This is a genomic window from Sphaerotilus sp. (assembly GCF_031429695.1).
Lineage (GTDB): Bacteria > Pseudomonadota > Gammaproteobacteria > Burkholderiales > Burkholderiaceae_C > Sphaerotilus.
The window spans coordinates 41232-58227 of record NZ_JANPAB010000061.1 but is presented as its reverse complement, the minus strand read 5'-3'; the positions used below and the strand labels follow the sequence as shown (position 1 = coordinate 58227).

Below are 16996 nucleotides of genomic sequence, written 5' to 3'. Positions count from 1 at the left end.
GGGCCGGGAGTCTAGCGAGACTGGCGAGACAATGCGGTCCATGCGTACCCTGCCCTCCCTGCCCTCCTCGTTGCTGCTGCTCGCCAGCGCGGTCCACGCCCAGACTGCCGATGCGCCGCCAGCGCCCTCCACCCCGCCAGCGGCCACGCTGGAGCGCGTCGAGATTCGCCGCACGGCGCCCACCGACACGGCGCAGCGCCAGCAGTCGACGGCCGCCAAGACGGTGGTCGGCCGCGAGGAAATCGAGCGCATGGGCGACGCCACCGTCAGCGAGGTGCTCAAGCGCCTGCCCGGCGTGACGCTGGGCGGCGGGCGGCCCGGGCGCGGCGGCGACGTGCGCATGCGCGGCCTGGGCAGCGGCTACACCCAGATCCTGCTCAACGGCGAGCGCATGCCCTACGGCATGGCGCTGGACTCGCTCACCCCCGACCAGGTCGAGCGCATCGAGATCACCCGCGGCCCCACCGCCGAGACCGGCGCACAGGCCATCGCCGGCACGATCAACATCGTGCTGCGCGAGTCGGTGCGCCAGCGGCTGAACAATGTCCACCTGCGCGTGGCCCACGACGAAGGTGCCTGGAAACCCGACCTGAGCTGGACCCGCGCCGAACAACTCGACGACTTCAGCTACAACCTCTCGACCAACTTCCACAGCGGCCGCGACCTCGACCACACGGACGTCCACACCGTCGAGACACGCCTGGCGGATGGCGCCACGACGCTCGACGAGCGGCGCATCACCGACGAGTCCTCGCGCCGCCAGTCGCTCCATGCCGGCGGGCGCCTGCAATGGCGACTTGGCGCCGGCGAGACGTTTGCGCTGATGCCGTTTGTCATCCTGTCCGAATCGCGCAGCCAGAGTGCGCAGACGCTGCAGTCCCTCGACCCGGCCGCCGTGCCGGACTACGCCACGGCCGACCGCACCGGCACCGGCCGCTTCGCGCTCGGGCGGCTCAACGCCCAGTGGCAGACCCGCTTCGACAGCGGCCTGCGCCTGGAGCTGAAGGCCGGCGGCAGCCTGGGACGCGGCGCAGGCGACAGCGTGCGCAACGAGCGTGATGGCAGCGGCGCGGTGCTGCGCCGCATCGACGACGAGCGTGCGGGCCAGGACCGTGGCCTGAGCACGGGCGGCAAGCTCAGCCGCAGCGCGGGTGACGGCGCACATCTGCTCTCGCTCGGCTGGGAAGCCGAGCACAACCGCCGCGACGAGACCCGCACGACGCTGGAAACCAGCGCCACCGGCACCCGCTCGCTCAATGGCGAGGTCGGCGACACCCTGCAGGCGCGCACGCTGCGCCGGGCGCTGTGGGCGCAGGACGAATGGACGGTGACGCCGCAATGGTCGCTGCAGGGCGGCTTGCGCTGGGAGGCCATCGACACCACCAGCGACGCCGCGGATGGTCAGGTCAGCAGCCGCAGCGGCGTGGTGACTCCGCTGTTCCACGTGGCATGGAAACCGGTGGAAGGCGGCAAGGACCAGGTGCGCCTGAGCCTGACGCGCAGCTACCGTGCGCCGACCCTGGCCAATCTGATCGCGCGCCGCAGTGAAGCCACTGGCACCAACCTCGAAACCAACCCCGACCGCGCGGGCAATCCGCAGCTCAAGCCCGAGCTGGCGACTGGACTGGACCTCGCATTCGAGCACTACCTGGCGGCCGGCGGCGTGCTGAGCATCGGCGTGTTCGAGCGCCGCATCGACCAGCTCATTCGCGCGCAGACCACGCTGGAAACCGTCGGAGGGGTGCAACGCTGGGTGTCTCGCCCGCAGAACATTGGCGACGCCGTGACCCGCGGGGTCGAGCTGGAGGCCAAGTTCCGCCTGAGCGAGCTGCTCGCAGAGGGAGCGCCGCCGCTGGAGCTGCGCGCCAATGTGAGCGCCTTCCGCTCCCGGGTGAACAGCATCGGCGGACCGGACAACCGGCTCGACAAACAGCCGGACTGGAGCGCGAATCTCGGCGGCGACTGGCGTTTTCGTGGCCTGCCACTGACGCTGGGGGCCAGCCTCAACTTCACGCCGGACTACGCCATCCGCCTGAGCGACAACCAGCGCAACACCGTGGACACGCGGCGGGTGATCGATGCCTACGCGCTGTGGACCTTCTCGCCCGAGCTGCAGCTGCGGGCCTCGGTGAGCAACGCGCTGCCGCTGGACAACGTCAACAGCGCGACCGTCACCACCGCCACCACCCGGCAGGTGGCGACGACCAGCAACCCTGGCAGCACCGCCTGGGCGCTGCGGCTGGAAATGAAGCTCTGACCGGAACGCCCGCGTTCAGAGTGCGCAGACGACCTGGCGCAGCTTGCCGCTTCGCGGATCGATCGCTGGCGCTTCGTCACTGAGGCTCAGGCGCACCGACAGGCCCTGGGTCAGGAAGTAGTGGCGCAAGGCCTCCAGCGAGGCCGCACGCAGCGCGGCCGGATCGGCGCTCAGGCTCACATCCAGCCGCAGCTCCAGCGCATCGGGCGCGGTCTGGCGCAGCTGGAAGCGGTGCACGTCGGCGCCCTCCTCCAGCGCCGTCGTGATGGCCATCGGCGACAGGTGCACCACCTCGCCCGCAGCATTCGGGAACTGCAGCGTGTCATCGCAGCGGCCTTCGACAGTGAAGGACGGCCGGTGGTTGCCGCAGGCGCAGTCGTCCGGGTGCATCGTCACGCTGTCGCCGAGGCGGTAACGGATCAGCGGCTGCACGCGGTTCGCCAGATTGGTCAGCAGCACGGAGTCCGACGCGGTGCCGACCGGGACGGGCTGGTCGTGGGCGTCGATGGGCTCCATCCGCACCCAGTCGTCGTTGAGGTGCAGGCGGCCATGCGGACACTCGAAGGCGATGGCCAGGCACTCCGACGCACCGTAGTCGTTGACCACCGGCGCACCGAAGACCGACTCGATCCAGTCGCGGGTACTCGCGGCCAGCCCTTCACCACCGGACCACAGCGCCAGCGGCATCAGACGCAGCCGGCCCGCTTCCTGCTGCCGTGCCAGCTCGACCAGCATGCTCGGGTAGCTGGCGATGAAGGCCGGGCGCCACGCCTGCAGTTCGTCGCAGAGTTGCCCGATCGGCGCCGTGACGGAAAACGCCCGCGACTCGCTGCCCGCCACCGGGTTGAAGCGGCACTGGCGCTTCCAGAACGACACCCCCGCGTAATGCCCATCCAGCGCGGACACCAGCGCGCTGCGCGGCCGCATGCCCCACGGCCCCATCGCCCCGGTCGCCGCCAGCGCCCACCAGCGGTGGGTGGCAAAGCGGCGGTCCATCCGGCTTTCCAGCAGCGTCGAATACACCGACAGTGCGGCACTGTCCTGGAGGAAGATCCCCGGCTCGCCGCTGGTGCCGGAGCTGGTCCAGACCGCGTAGCGGCGCAGAAAATCCGACCCGATCTTGCCGGTATCGGCCAGGAAGGACTGAACGCCCTCGCGCGTGATCGCCGGGTCGGTGACCCAGTCATCGAAATGCTGCATGAGCTGCGGCTTCGTGACCGGCGGCAGATCGGCCCATGCCCGGGGCGCATCGCCGGCAGCGACGCCGTGGTGCTGCCGGTAGAACGCACTGCGGGCATATGCGTGGTCGAGCAGCGAACGCTGCCGCTGTTCGACCACGCTCGGCTCGGCCGCGCGGGCGCCCGAACTGGCGCCGCCCCAGGGATTTCGGGCGGTCCACGGAGCGATCCAGCCCGCCCAGGGTTCGTCTTGCTGCAGTGCCATGCTTGTCTCCTTGACACGGTCCGATCGACCTGTGTCCACATCGTCGTGCCCATCATGGACGAAACGGCTGACAGGGATCAGACAAGCCGGCACTTCCTGCCGGGTCTGCGGGTCAGGACCAGGCGCTGGTGATCACGGGCAACAAGGCCGTTCGGTAGGTGTCCGGCAAGACAGTGGTGCCACTGGACGGTGCGTCGAACGCAGCCATCGCGGTGATGAGGGCATCCACCCGGGAGTTCAGCAGCACGTGCCCGTCGACGGTCCGGAATTTCTCGACCTGGCTGGCAGGACCGGTGTCCCAGTCCATCACGTAGACCCGGTCCCAGCTGCCGATGACGCTGACTTCGAGGAAACCGTCGAGGCGCTTGAACCAGAGCTGGTCGATGCCGATGCCAGCGCCGAATTCGACCGTGTCCTGGTTCCCGGCGGTCTCGTCGTAGTCCCAGATGACGTCCAGGCTCGTGCCGCGGCCCACACGGTAGACGTCGTTGCCAGCGCCGCCCGCCATCGAGTCGGCGCCAGTGCCACCGATGATGGTGTCGTTGCCGGCAGAGCCGATGATCAGGTCGGTGCCGCCGCTGCCGTCGATGACGACGCGGCTGCCGAGGATGCTTGTGCCGCTGAAGTCGAGCACGTCATCCGACCACGAGCCGAGGAGGCGGGTCTGTCCGACCACCGCCCGGGTGTCGACCACCTCGATGCCGCTGGCCGCGTCGAAGCTGAGCATCCCGATGTCCACATCGCCAGCACCTTGGGCGAGGAGGGTGTCGGTGCCGGTGGTGCCGGTGTCGACGTAGGTATCGAAGCCCTGGAAGGAGGCCCAGCCCTCGGCCAGATTGCCAGTGACCCGGTAGGTGTCACCACCGTCGAAGCCATCGAGGCGGTCGTCGCCGCCACCGCCGACGATCTGGTCTGCGCCCGCACTGCCGATGAGGGTGTCATTGCCCCAGGCGCCGTCGATGACGAAGTTGCTGCCCGTCAGGGCCGTGGCGCGGAAGTCGAACACGGTGGCACCGTCGCCGCCGAGCAGTCGGACCGTGCCGGTGGCGCCCGTGCCGTCGATCACCTCGACGCCGGTGTCCTGCCAGGACGCCAGCCCGATGTCGACCGCACCGGTGCCGAGGGCCACTAGCCGGTCGACGCCACCACTGCCGGTGTCGCGGTAGGTGTCGTAGCCGTGGAAGCTGCTCCAGCCACCCGCGGCATTTCCGGTCACGCGGAAGGTGTCACCGCCGCCAGCTCCGTCGATCAGGTCGTCGTTGCCCGCGCCGACGATGGTGTCGGCCCCGGCGCTGCCGAAGAGGGTGTCGTTGCTGTAGCCACCGTCGATGACGAGGTTGGCACCCGTCAGGGTCGTGGTGCGGAAGTCCAGCACATCGGCCGAATCTTGTCCCAGCAGGCGGACCGTGCCCGTCGCGCCGGTGGCGTCGACCCCCTCGATACCGGTGTTCTGCCAGCCAGCGACACCGATGTCCACGTCGCCGGCCCCCAGCGCGACGATCCTGTCCATGCCGCTGGTGCCCGTGTCGGCATAGGTGTCGAAGCCCTGGAAGCTGCTCCAGCCCGACGCCCGGTTGCCGGTCACGCGGTAGGTGTCGCTGCCATTCTGGCCGTCGAGCACGTCAGCGTCGCCACCGCCGTTGATCAGATCGGCACCCGCACTGCCCTTGATGGTGTCGTTGCCATAGGCGCCGTCGATGAGCACATTGCCCCCGACGAAGGTGGTCGCGCTGAAGTCGAGCACGTTGGCGCTGTCGTTGGCCCAGACCCGCACGGTGCCGGTCGCACCCGTGCCATCGATCACCTCGATGCCGGTGCCCTGCCAGTTGATCACCCCGATGTCGACATTGCCCGTGCCGACGGCGGCAAGGGTGTCCGTACCAGTGGTGCCGCTGTCCTTGTAGGTATCGCGGCCGTGGAAACCGGTGGTCGTGTTGCCGGTGACGCGGTAGGTGTCGGCGCCGCCGGCGCCGTCCACGGTGTCGTCGCCGTTGTTGCTGACCAACGTGTCCGCGCCTGCGCTGCCATAGACGACGTCGTTGCCGTTCGCAGCGTCGATGAGCAGGCGGGTGCCGGTCAGCGTCACGGTGCGGAAATCGAGTGTCGAGGCGCTGTTGTCGCCGAGCAGGCGCACCGTGCCGGCCGCACCGGTGGCATCGATCGCCTCGATGCCGTTGGCTGCGCCGAAACTGCCCAGCAGGCCGATGTCCACGTCACCAGTGCCGAGGGCCACGACCGTGTCCATGCCGGAGGCGCCGCTGTCCTTGTAGGTGTCGTAGCCGTGGAAACCTGTGGTCGTGTTGCCGGTGACGCGGTAGGTGTCGGCGCCGCCGGCGCCGTCCACGGTGTCGTCGCCGTTGTTGCTGACCAGCGTGTCCGCGCCTGCGCTGCCGTAGACCACGTCGTTGCCGCCGCCGGCGTCGATCAGGAGGCGCGTGCCGGTGAGCGTCACGCCGCGGAAGTCCAGTGTCTGCGCGCTGCTCTCGCCCAGCAGGCGCACGGTGCCGGTAGCGCCGGACGCGTCGATGGCCTCTATGCCGCTCGCAGGGCCGAAATTGCCCTTGAAACCGATGTCCACATCGCCGGCGCCGAGTGCCACGATCCTGTCGACACCACTGGTGCCGCTGTCGGCATAGGTGTCATAGCCCTGGAAGGCGGTCGCCGTGTTGCCGGTGACGCGGTAGGTGTCCCCGCCACCCGCGCCATCGAACACGTCGTCGCCCCAGCTGGCGAGGACCGTGTCCGCCCCGGCGCTGCCGAAAATGGTGTCGTTGCCATAGTTGCTGTCGATCACGACATTGGTGCCGGTGATCGTCGTGCCGCGGAAGTCCAGCGTCGTGCCGCTCCCGTCGCCATAGAGCCGCACCGTGCCGGTCGCGCCGGTGGCGTCTATCGCCTCGATGCCATTGCCCGCGCCAAAGTTGCCGAGGAAACCGACGTCCACGTCACCCGCGCCAAGCGCCACGATCTTGTCCGTGCCACTGGCACCGGTGTCCGCATAGGTGTCGAAGTTGTGGAAGCTGCTCCAGCCGCCCGCCTCGTTGCCGGTGACGCGGTAAGTGTCGCCGCCTGCGCCGCCATCCAGCACGTCGTTGCCACTGCCACCGACGATGGTGTCGGCCGCTGCGCTGCCGTAAACCGTGTCGTTGCCGTAGCCGGCAGCGATGACCAGGTTGCTGCCGGTGAGGGTCGTGGTGCGGAAGTCCAGCAGATTGGCATCGCCCGTGTCGAGCAGACGCACCACGCCGGTCGTGCCGGTCGAGTCGATCTGCTCGATGCCCGTGGCATTCCAGCCCTTGATGCCGATGTCCACTGCAGTCGTTGCACCGGTCACCACGATCCTGTCGCTGCCGGTCGTGCCGCTGTCCTTGTAGGTGTCGTAGCCGTGGAAACCGGTGGTTTCGTTGCCGCTGACGCGGTAGAGGTCGGCGCCACCGGCGCCGTCGACCGTGTCTTCACCGTTGTTGCTCACCAGCGTGTCGTCGGCTGCGCTGCCGTAGACCACGTCGTTGCCATTGCCGGCGTCGATGAGGAGGCGCGTGCCGCTCAACGTGACGCCGCGCAAGTCCAGCGTCGTGGCGGCGTTGTCGCCCAGGATGCGCACCGTGCCCGCGGCACCCGTCGCGTCGATCGCCTCGATGCCGCTGCCGGCGGCGCTGAAACTGCCCAGCAGGCCGATGTCCACGTCACCCGTGCCTGCGGCCACGATCCGGTCGACTCCAGTGGCGCCGCTGTCCTTGTAGGTGTCGTAACCCTGGTAGGCGGTCGCCGTGTTGCCGGTGACGCGGTAGGTGTCGCCGCCGCCCGCACCGTCCAGCACATCATCGCCGAAGCTGGTGAAGACCGTGTCAGCGCCCGCCGTGCCGTAGACGGTGTCGTTGCCGTAGTTGCTGTCGATCACGACGTTGGTGCCGATGACCGCAACGGCGCGGAAATCCAGCGTCGTGGCGCTGCCGTCACCATAGAGACGTACCGTGCCGGTGGCGCCCGTGCCATCGACCGCCTCGATGCCGCTGCCGGCTCCGAAGTTGCCCAGCACGCCGATGTCCACATCGCCCGTGCCCAGCGCCACGATCCTGTCGGTGCCGCTGGTGCCCGTGTCCGCATAGGTGTCGAAGCCGTGGAAACTGCCCCATCCACCGGCTTCGTTGCCGGTGACGCGGTAGGTGTCGCCGCCTGCGCCACCGTCGAGCACGTCGTTGCCGCTGCCGGCAAGGAAGGTGTCCGCCGCCGCGCTGCCGTAGACCGTGTCGTTGCCGTAGCCCGTGTCGATGACCAGGTTGCTGCCCGTCAGCGTGGTCGCGCGGAAGTCGAGCAGGTTCGCGTCGTTGGTATCCAGCAGCCGCACCACACCGGTGGTGCCGGTGGCGTCGATCTGCTCGATGCCGGTCGCGCTCCAGCCCTTCAGGCCGATGTCCACCGCCAGCGTGCCGCCCATCACCACGATCCTGTCGGTGCCACGGGTACCGCTGTCCCTGTAGACGTCGTAGCCCTGGAAATTCAGGCTGGTGTTGCCGGAGACGCGGACGGTGTCGCCGCCCTCGGCGCCATCCAGCAGATCGTCGCCCTGGTTGTTGTCGATGGTGTCGTTGCCGGCGCTGCCGTAGACCGTGTCATTGCCCCAGCCGGCGTCGAGGACGATGTTGCTGCCCACCAGCGTGGTCGTGCGCAGATCGAAGACGTCTGCCGCGTTGGTGCTGATGAGGCGGACGGTGCCCGTGGCACCCGTGCCATCGATGGTCTCGATGCCGGTGCCGCTCCAGCCGCGGGTGCCGATGTCCACGTCGCCGATGCCAAGCGCGACGATCCTGTCCGTGCCGCTGGCACCGCTGTCGGCGTAGGTGTCGTAGCCCTGGAAGCCCGAGAGCAGGTTGCCGGAGACGCGGAGGGTGTCACTGCCTCCGGCGCCGTCCAACCGGTCATCGCCCTGGTTGTTGGCGACGGTGTCGTTGCCGGCGCTGCCGTAGACCGTGTCGTTGCCCCAGCCGGCATCGAGGACGATGTTGCTGCCCACCAGTGTGGTCGTGCGCAGATCGAACAGCTCGGCCGTGTTGGTGCCGATCAGCCGGACCGTGCCGGTCGCGCCGGACGCGTCAATGGTCTCGACGCCGGTCGCGCTCCAGCCTTTGAGGCCGATGTCCACGTCGCTGGCGCCGAGTGCCACGATCCTGTCGACACCACTGGTACCGCTGTCGGCATAGGTGTCATAGCCCTGGAAGGCGGTCGCCGTGTTGCCGGTGACGCGGTAGGTGTCCCCGCCACCCGCGCCATCGAACACATCGTCGCCCCAGCTGGCGAGGACCGTGTCCGCCCCGGCGCTGCCGAAAAGGGTGTCGTTGCCATAGTTGCTGTCGATCACGACATTGGTGCCGGTGATCGTCGTGCCGCGGAAGTCCAGCGTCGTGCCACTCCCGTCGCCATAGAGCCGCACCGTGCCGGTCGCGCCGGTGGCGTCTATCGCCTCGATGCCATTGCCTGCGCCAAAGTTGCCGAGGAAACCGACGTCCACGTCACCCGCGCCAAGCGCCACGATCTTGTCCGTGCCACTGGCACCAGTGTCCGCATAGGCGTCGAAGTTGTGGAAGCTGCTCCAGCCACCCGCCTCGTTGCCGGTGACGCGGTAGGTGTCGCCGCCTGCGCCGCCATCCAGCACGTCGTTGCCGCTGCCACCGACGATGGTGTCGGCCGCTGCGCTGCCGTAAACCGTGTCGTTGCCGTAGGCACCGTCGATGAGGAGATTCGCGCCCAGCAGCGTCACCCCCCGGAAATCCAGCGTCTGCGCCGTGTTGTCGCCCAGCAGTCGCACGGTGCCTGTGGCACCCGTCGCGTCGACCGACTCGATGCCGCTGGCAGGACCGAAGTTCCCCTTGAGTCCGATGTCCACATCACCGGTGCCGACCGCCGCAATCTTGTCCGTGCCGCTGGCACCGGTATCCGCGTAGGTATCGAAGCCGCTGAACCCGGTCACGGCGTTGCCGGTGACGCGGTAGGTGTCACTGCCCGATCCACCATCGAGCTGGTCGTCTCCGCCTTCGCCGACGAGCAGGTCGTCGCCTGCACCGCCATTCAATGTGTCGTTGCCGGAGCCGCCCCAGAGCGTGTCATTGCCGTCGCCCGCGCTGATCAGATCATTCTGGCCGTTGCCGAATATCTCGTCCACACCGGCCGTGCCGTTGAGGGTTTCGGCAGCCGAGGTACCGGAAACCAGATTGGGCACCAGTGCAGCAGCGGCGGACAGGCCGGCCACAGTGGTCACGGCAGAAGCATTGGTCGTTCTGGAACTCATGGGGAACCTTTTCGCTGTTTTTTTGAATACATCCCGATACGACGGTATTCGACGGTAATTCCAGAAAACTGTCGGAACATATTCAGGCGTTTTTAATTGAAAAACGACTGCGTTTTATAAGCGAAAACACCCCCTTCAGCGAGGGGTCTGTCACCTCGGATCAGGGGGCGTGGAGGGCGATTCGCGTGAATCCATCACGCCAGAGAAGCGGCACATGTAACACGCTCCGGTGTCGAACCAATCGGAGGAGCACGGATTGATTTTCTTGGCGTCAGCATTCAGTCAGCATTGACGGATATCGCCTCAACGTGCACCAAATTGGCCGCAAGCTCGCCGTCAGTAATTTGACGGCAATTTGGTCAGTATTTGGTCAGACTGCACTTCTAGACTGCATTTCGAATTATCTGATTCATCGGTATTTAATAGGAGAAATCCATGGCAGATCCTGTGATCGCCCGCATCAGGTCAAACCCTAAGTATGCGGAACTAAAGCAAAAGCGCAGTGGTTTCGGCTGGATGCTGACGCTGCTGATGATGGTCGTGTACTACGGCTACATCGCGCTGATTGCGTTCAACAAGGAGTTCCTCGGCCAGCGCATCGGCGAGGGTGTGACGACGGTCGGCGTGCCCATCGGCATGGGCGTCATCGTCTTCACGATCATCATCACCGGCATCTACGTGCGTCGTGCCAACGACGAGTTCGATCGCCTGACCCGTGAAATTCTGCAGGAGGTCTCGAAGTGAGCCGCACGTTCAAAACCTTGATGGCCCTGGCGGGCCTGCTGGGCGCGGGTGCCGCGCTGGCCGCCGGCGCCGACATGGGCCAGATTGCCAAGCAAGAGACCAACTGGACCGCCATCGCGATGTTCGCGATTTTCGTGGCCGGCACGCTCTACATCACCAAGTGGGCCGCCACCAAGACCAAGTCGGCTGCCGACTTCTACACCGGCGGTGGCGGCATCACCGGCTTCCAGAATGGTCTGGCCATCGCTGGCGACTACATGTCGGCGGCGTCGTTCCTGGGCATTTCCGCGGCCGTGATGGCCAACGGCTATGACGGCCTGATCTACTCGATCGGCTTCCTGGTCGGCTGGCCCGTCATCACCTTCCTGATGGCCGAGCGCCTGCGCAACCTCGGCAAGTTCACCTTCGCCGACGTGGCCGGCTACCGCTTCAAGCAAGGCCCGATCCGCGCCTTCGCCGCGTCGGGCACGCTGGTCGTGGTCGCCTTCTACCTGATCGCCCAGATGGTCGGTGCCGGCCAGCTGATCAAGCTGCTGTTCGGTCTCGAATACTGGATGGCGGTGGTGATCGTCGGCGGGCTGATGATGGTCTACGTGCTGTTCGGCGGCATGACGGCCACCACCTGGGTACAGATCATCAAGGCCTGCCTGCTGCTCGCCGGTGTGACCTTCATGGCCATCATGGTGATGGCGCAATTCGGCTTCAGCCCGGAAGCGCTGTTCGCCAAGGGCGTTGCGGTCAAGATGGCCATCGCGGTCAACACCAAGGCGGCAGCCGTTGCTGCGGCAGCGGCCAGCGCGGCGATTGCCACGACCCCGGATGCGGTGGCTGCAGCAGCAGCGGCCGCCTCCAAGGCCGACGCGATCAACCCGGCCAAGATCGGCCAGGCGCTGATGGCCCCGGGCAGCTTCATCAAGGATCCGATCTCCGCGATCAGCTTCGGCATGGCGCTGATGTTCGGTACCGCCGGTCTCCCGCACATCCTCATGCGCTTCTTCACCGTCCCTGACGCGAAGGAAGCCCGCAAGTCGGTGTTCTGGGCCACGACCTGGATCGGCTACTTCTACATCCTGATCTTCATCATCGGTTTCGGTGCGATCACGCTGGTGCTGACCAACCCCGAATACGCCAATGTCGCCAAGGGCGTCATCAATGGTGGTGCGGGCACGGCCAACATGGCGGCGGTGCTGGTGGCCAAGGCGGTCGGCGGCAACGTGTTCTACGGCTTCATCTCGGCCGTGGCCTTCGCGACGATTCTGGCCGTGGTGGCAGGTCTGACCCTGTCCGGCGCGTCGGCGGTGTCCCACGACATCTACGCCACGCTGATCAAGAAGGGCAACGCCGACAGCGCCTCGGAGCTGAAGGTGTCGCGCATCACCACGCTGTGCCTGGGTGTGCTGGCGGTGACGCTGGGCATCGTGTTCGAGAAGCAGAACATCGCCTTCATGGTGTCGCTGGCCTTCGCGATCGCGGCCTCGGCCAACTTCCCCGTGCTCTTCATGAGCGTGCTGTGGAAGGACTGCACCACCAAGGGTGCCGTGACCGGTGGTTTCCTGGGCCTGTTCTCGTCGGTCGCACTGACCGTCGTGTCGCCGTCGGTGTGGGAAGCCACGCTCGGCAACCCGAAGGGCTCGGCCTGGTTCCCGTACACCTCGCCGGCACTGTTCTCGATGGCCATCGCCTTCGTGACCATCTGGCTGGTGTCGATCCTGGACCGCAGCGCGCAAGCGACCTCGGAACGCGCCGCCTTCGAAGCCCAGCAGATCCGCTCGGAAACCGGCCTGGGTGCCTCCGGCGCTTCGGGTCACTGATCCTGCCCCTTCATTCCCGCGCAAGCGGGAATCCACAAAACACCCGGCACCCGCCGGGTGTTTTTACTTCAGATGCCGCAACTTGATGAACGCCAGCGCCGCCATGACCGCGTCATTGAGCGCGTCATGCGCTTCGCGCCGCGGCAGGTCCAGCTCGGTCATCAGCGTGTCGAAGCGCAAATCAATGTGCCGGTCCTGCTCAGGCCCGCGTGACAGGCGGCGTTTGTGTTCGTAAAACAACGTCGAAATCTCGATCTTGGGCTGTGGGAGCGCCACACCGAGCATCGGAAACAGCACCCGGTTGATCATCGCCACGTCAAATTCGAGGAAATAGCCCACCAGCGGCCGGCTGCCGACGAAGGTCAGCAACTGGCGCATCGCTTCTTCCGGTTCCAGTCCTTGCGCGACATCCTGTTCGCGCAGACGGTGAATGCGGACGCTGTCGGCAGACACCGCCTTGCTCGGCCGCACCAGCAGCGACAGCGCCTCGCTCGTCATCACGCGATCACCGACGATGCGCACGGCGCCGACGGCAATGATCTCGTCGCGCCGGGTATCCAGTCCGGTGGTTTCGCAATCCAGCGATACCCATTCATTCGGCGGTGGTTCGTCGTAAAGAAACCGCAGCCGCTGATCCGCCAGATGCCACAGCATCCAGGCGCGCTGGAGCGCCACCCACGGGCCGAGCCAGCCGCCGCGTACCCCGGTCATCAGATCACGTCCAGGTGAAAGTGCTGGCGCAGGTGCGCCTTGAAGCGCTTGACCACCGCCAGCGTGTCCTTGAGCAGATCGCGGTCCAGGCTGCCCAGCTTGTCCAGCGCGATGTTCGAGCCGGCCGCCGGGCGGCCCTGCTCCAGCGCCTGCAGCCCGGCGCGCAGCTTCAAGCCCATGAAGAAGTGCAGGCTATCGACCAGATCCGTGCCGAAATCGGCTGGCAGGTGTCCGCCGGCAAGCAGCGCCTCGATGCGGTCCACCGTGCTGGTGGCAGCGATGCGGTGCTCGAACGCGAGGCTGCGCACGCCGTGTACCAGCGGAAAGATGCCGGCCTTCTTCAGGTCGAGCGACTCGTTGCCGCCGTCACCCAGGTGCAGGATGCGGTTCCACCAGCCGCTGCCGGTCTGGAAGGCGTCGATGGCGCCGGCGAAGCGCCCGAGCGTCCCGGCGTTGTCGGTGGCGTAGCGCCAGATCTGTTCGCGCACGCCCGCCAGCAATGCCGCATCACCCGCCACGCTGTGCGCATCAAGGAAAATTGCCAGCGACATCAGGTGGTCCGGGGTCGGTGCAAACAGCCATTCGCGCACGGTGCGGGCGAAATCATCCTCGCTGTGGCGCCACTCCGGGTTGCTGACCATGATGCGGCCCGGGCATGGCGGATAGCCGAACTCGGCGAGCGCGGCCGAGAACCGGTCGCAGATCTCGCCCAGATCGTGCAGGCATTCGTAGTCATTGCGCAGGATCAGGCCGTTATCCTGGTCCGTCTTGAGCAACTGCTCGCCGCGGCCCTCGCTGCCCATCACGAAGAGACAGCTGTTGGCGATCAGGTCCGCGGGCGCGACGAGCTGCCAGGCGCGCTCGAACAGCGTCGCGTTCAGCTCCTGCACCAGCCGGGCGATCATGCCGACCTTGGTGCCGCTGTGTTCCAGCACGCCGATCAGGCGCGTGATCTGCTCGGCTGCGGTCTTGAGCGTGGCGATGTCATGGGCCTCCAGGATCTGCAGCGTGATCAGGTAGGAATGGTTGGACAGGTAGCTGAGCAGGTCGAGCTGCTGCAGAAAACCCAGGATCTGCTCGCCCTCGGCCACCACGAGCCGGTGGATGCGGTGGCGGATCATGAGCGCCAGCGCGTCGAACAGCGGCGTGCTCGGGCGGATGGTCACCAGCTTGAAGTTCGCCAGTTCGCGCACCGGCAAGCGGTCCAGCGGCACGCCGCTCATGATCGCCTTGGGCAGGCTGGTCACGGTGAAGATGCCCAGCCGCGGCGGCGTGCTGGCCGTGTCCCGCACCAGCACGTTGGTGGTGCGCAGTTCGTGGAAGGCGCGGGCGACCGTGGCCACATCGTCGTCCGCATCCACGAAGTGGACCGGCCGCAGATACGCCTGGTCCACCCGCGCCATGGTCAGCGCCTGCAGCTCATGCTGGCTGCGCCGCTCGGCGAGTGCCCCGAGCTTGTTCGACAGATCGGCGAACAGCAGTGCGCCGAACGTGGCGTTGATGGCGATCAGCGCCATGACGGCCGTCCTGGAGAGCCGGTACAGCACGACCTCCTCGCTGGCGACAAAGCGGCTGCTGACCCGACCGGCCACCAGGCCGCGGCCGTCAAAGCAGTCGTCCGGGCCGAAGGTGGTCTGCTGCTCGTCACCGTCCCACTGTTGGACATGGCCCTTGATGAGCACGAACAGGTGGGTCGGCTCGATGCCGGGCGCCAGGATGGTCGCGCCCTCGCGGAAGTACTCGATGTCCACGCTGCGCCGCACGAGCTGGCGCTCCTCGGCCTGGAGGGCGTCGAAGGGTGACGCGGCAAAGTTGAAGGCACTGGGCATTCCGCGATTGTCGGGGGCGATACGGGACAATCGCCAGATGTTCTCGACCCTGATCTCCCCTCCTGTTGCCCCGGCTGCACGCGCACGGTTTCTGCAACTGCTGGACACGGCACTGACGACCCGGCAATTTGTCCGTCTGACGCTGGGCAAGTACCGCGGCAGCGAGCCGGGGTTGGAGCGGCTGCTGGTGCGGCCGGTGCAACTGCGCGGCGATGCCTGTCTGCAACTCGTCTACCGCCACACCACGAAGGACATCACCAAGAACCACCCGATGTCCGAGGCGCTGGCGGTGCTCGACGACCTGCTCGGCCCGGCCTTCCAGAACGCCCACCTGCACACGCGCACCCAGGAGGTCCAGCTCACGGTCAAGGAAAAAGGCGGGCGTGACAAGAGCCTGCTGCGGGTGGGCAAGGCCACGTCCGTGGAAGATGGCGCAGCGGACGATGCATCCGACGACGAGGATGGCGCCCCCGCGCACAACCGCGAGAAACACCGCCTGCTGTCGCTGGACCGACCGTTCTGGACCGACCTGGGTGTCACCACCGCCCAGCACCAGCTCATCCCGGCCATGTCACGCAAGTGGCGCCAGATCAACAAGTTCACCGAGGTCTTCGCCAGCGCGATGGCAGCGTCCCCCTTGGCGAACGCGCCAGCGGACCGGCCGATCGGCGTGTTCGACTTCGGCTGCGGCAAGGGTTACCTGACCTTCGCGATGCACGACTGGCTGCGCGCGCAGGGACGCGTGCCGCAGGTCACAGGGGTGGAGCTGCGCGAGGAACTGGTGGCGCTCTGCAACGATGCGGCGGCTCGGCACGGGCTCGACGGCCTGCGCTTCGACGCGGGTGATGTGCGCCACTACACGCCGGTCGGGCTGGACGTGATGGTCGCGCTGCACGCCTGCGACATCGCCACCGACTACGCCATCGACTTCGGCCTGCGCGCCGGAGCGTCGATCATCATGTGCTCGCCCTGCTGCCACAAGCAGATCCGCCCGCAGATGAAAACCCCGCCGCTGCTGCGCCCGATGCTGCAGCACGGCGTCCACCTGGGCCAGGAAGCCGAGATGGTCACCGACAGCCTGCGCGCGCTGCTGCTGGACGCGGCCGGCTACGACACGCAGGTCTTCGAGTTCGTCTCGCTGGAGCACACGAACAAGAACAAGATGATCCTGGCGATCAAGCGCGCCGAGACCCCGGACGGCCACGCCGACACCGTGCGGGCGCAGATCGCGGCGATCAAGGCGTTCTACGGGATACGGGAGCAGTGCCTGGAGACGCTGATGGCAGCCCGAACCCCAACCCCCCACTGACCGCACTGACTAGCAAAGCAACCACCATGTCCGACCACCATTTCCACGTCCACGGCCCGCACGACCACGAGCTGGAGCACGTCGCCCACCACGGCAGCAGCGATGCCTCGACCAATTCCATCGCTGTGGCGACCGCGGTGATTGCCACCGTCGGTGCCATTTTTTCGTACATGGGCGGCGCGACCCAGTCGAACGCCGGTCTGTACAAGAACAACGCCGCGATCAAGAAGACCGAGGCGGGCAACCAGTGGAATTTTTACCAGTCCAAGAGCAGCAAGCAGAATCTGGCAGAACTCGGGTTGCAACTGACCGTCGGCGAGGTCAAGGACAACTTCGCCAAGGAAGCCCAGCGTTACAAGGGAGAAAAGGAAGAGATCAAGGTCAAGGCCGAAGCCCTTGAAAAGGAATCCGCCGATTGGGACCACCAGTCGGACGAGCAGCTGCACATCCACCACCGCTGGGCGCAGGCCACCACCGCGCTGCAGATCTCGATCGCGCTGGCCGCCATCTCGCTGCTCACGAAGCAGGGCTGGCTCAAGATCGCCATGTATGCGGTGGCAGGCGGTGGCGTCCTGCTCGGCGCCGCTGCCTGGATGCACCGGTAAT

At 66.9% G+C, this 16996-nt stretch carries 9 protein-coding genes; 5 read left to right on the top strand and 4 right to left on the bottom strand.

Annotated elements, in window-relative coordinates; translation table 11 throughout:
* Nucleotides 1-40: 40 nt before the first annotated feature.
* Nucleotides 41-2257, top strand: coding sequence for a TonB-dependent receptor plug domain-containing protein (locus RMP06_RS11605; protein WP_310461940.1), 2217 nt, complete (start codon nucleotides 41-43; stop codon nucleotides 2255-2257).
* Between the two features lie 15 nt (nucleotides 2258-2272).
* On the opposite strand, the gene RMP06_RS11600 is transcribed toward RMP06_RS11605, so the two are convergent.
* Nucleotides 2273-3700: a phenylacetate--CoA ligase family protein gene (locus RMP06_RS11600; protein WP_310461939.1), complete on the bottom strand. Its 1428-nt coding sequence runs from the start codon at nucleotides 3698-3700 to the stop codon at nucleotides 2273-2275.
* Nucleotides 3701-3812: 112 nt separating this feature from the next.
* The gene (locus RMP06_RS11595; protein ID WP_310461938.1) at nucleotides 3813-9956 is read right to left on the bottom strand and encodes a calcium-binding protein; all 6144 of its coding nucleotides are present in this window, start codon (nucleotides 9954-9956) and stop codon (nucleotides 3813-3815) included.
* Nucleotides 9957-10421: 465 nt separating this feature from the next.
* Here RMP06_RS11595 and RMP06_RS11590 point away from each other — a divergent pair, with 465 nt between their 5' ends.
* Nucleotides 10422-10730: a DUF485 domain-containing protein gene (locus RMP06_RS11590; RefSeq protein WP_310461937.1), complete on the top strand. Its 309-nt coding sequence runs from the start codon at nucleotides 10422-10424 to the stop codon at nucleotides 10728-10730.
* A gap of 20 nt (nucleotides 10731-10750) precedes the next feature.
* Nucleotides 10751-12541, top strand: a complete 1791-nt coding sequence (locus tag RMP06_RS11585) for a cation acetate symporter (RefSeq protein ID WP_310462062.1) — start codon at nucleotides 10751-10753, stop codon at nucleotides 12539-12541.
* Nucleotides 12542-12604: 63 nt separating this feature from the next.
* Here the strand turns inward: RMP06_RS11585 and RMP06_RS11580 are convergent, their stop codons facing one another.
* Together RMP06_RS11580 and RMP06_RS11575 are read right to left on the bottom strand one after the other, a co-directional pair.
* Nucleotides 12605-13252, bottom strand: a complete 648-nt coding sequence (locus RMP06_RS11580) for a 3'-5' exonuclease (RefSeq protein ID WP_310461936.1) — start codon at nucleotides 13250-13252, stop codon at nucleotides 12605-12607.
* Nucleotides 13252-15081, bottom strand: a complete 1830-nt coding sequence (locus RMP06_RS11575; protein WP_310461935.1) for a putative nucleotidyltransferase substrate binding domain-containing protein — start codon at nucleotides 15079-15081, stop codon at nucleotides 13252-13254. The genes RMP06_RS11580 and RMP06_RS11575 overlap by 1 nt, the downstream gene beginning before the upstream one ends.
* Before the next feature lie 37 nt (nucleotides 15082-15118).
* Between RMP06_RS11575 and RMP06_RS11570 the strand changes: the two genes are divergently transcribed.
* On the top strand, nucleotides 15119-16390 hold the full coding sequence (locus RMP06_RS11570; protein ID WP_310461934.1) for a class I SAM-dependent methyltransferase: 1272 nt from the start codon (nucleotides 15119-15121) through the stop codon (nucleotides 16388-16390).
* 26 nt (nucleotides 16391-16416) lie between these two features.
* Complete coding sequence (locus tag RMP06_RS11565; RefSeq protein ID WP_310461933.1) at nucleotides 16417-16995, top strand: DUF4337 domain-containing protein; 579 nt, start codon at nucleotides 16417-16419, stop codon at nucleotides 16993-16995.
* Nucleotide 16996: the final 1 nt, after the last annotated feature.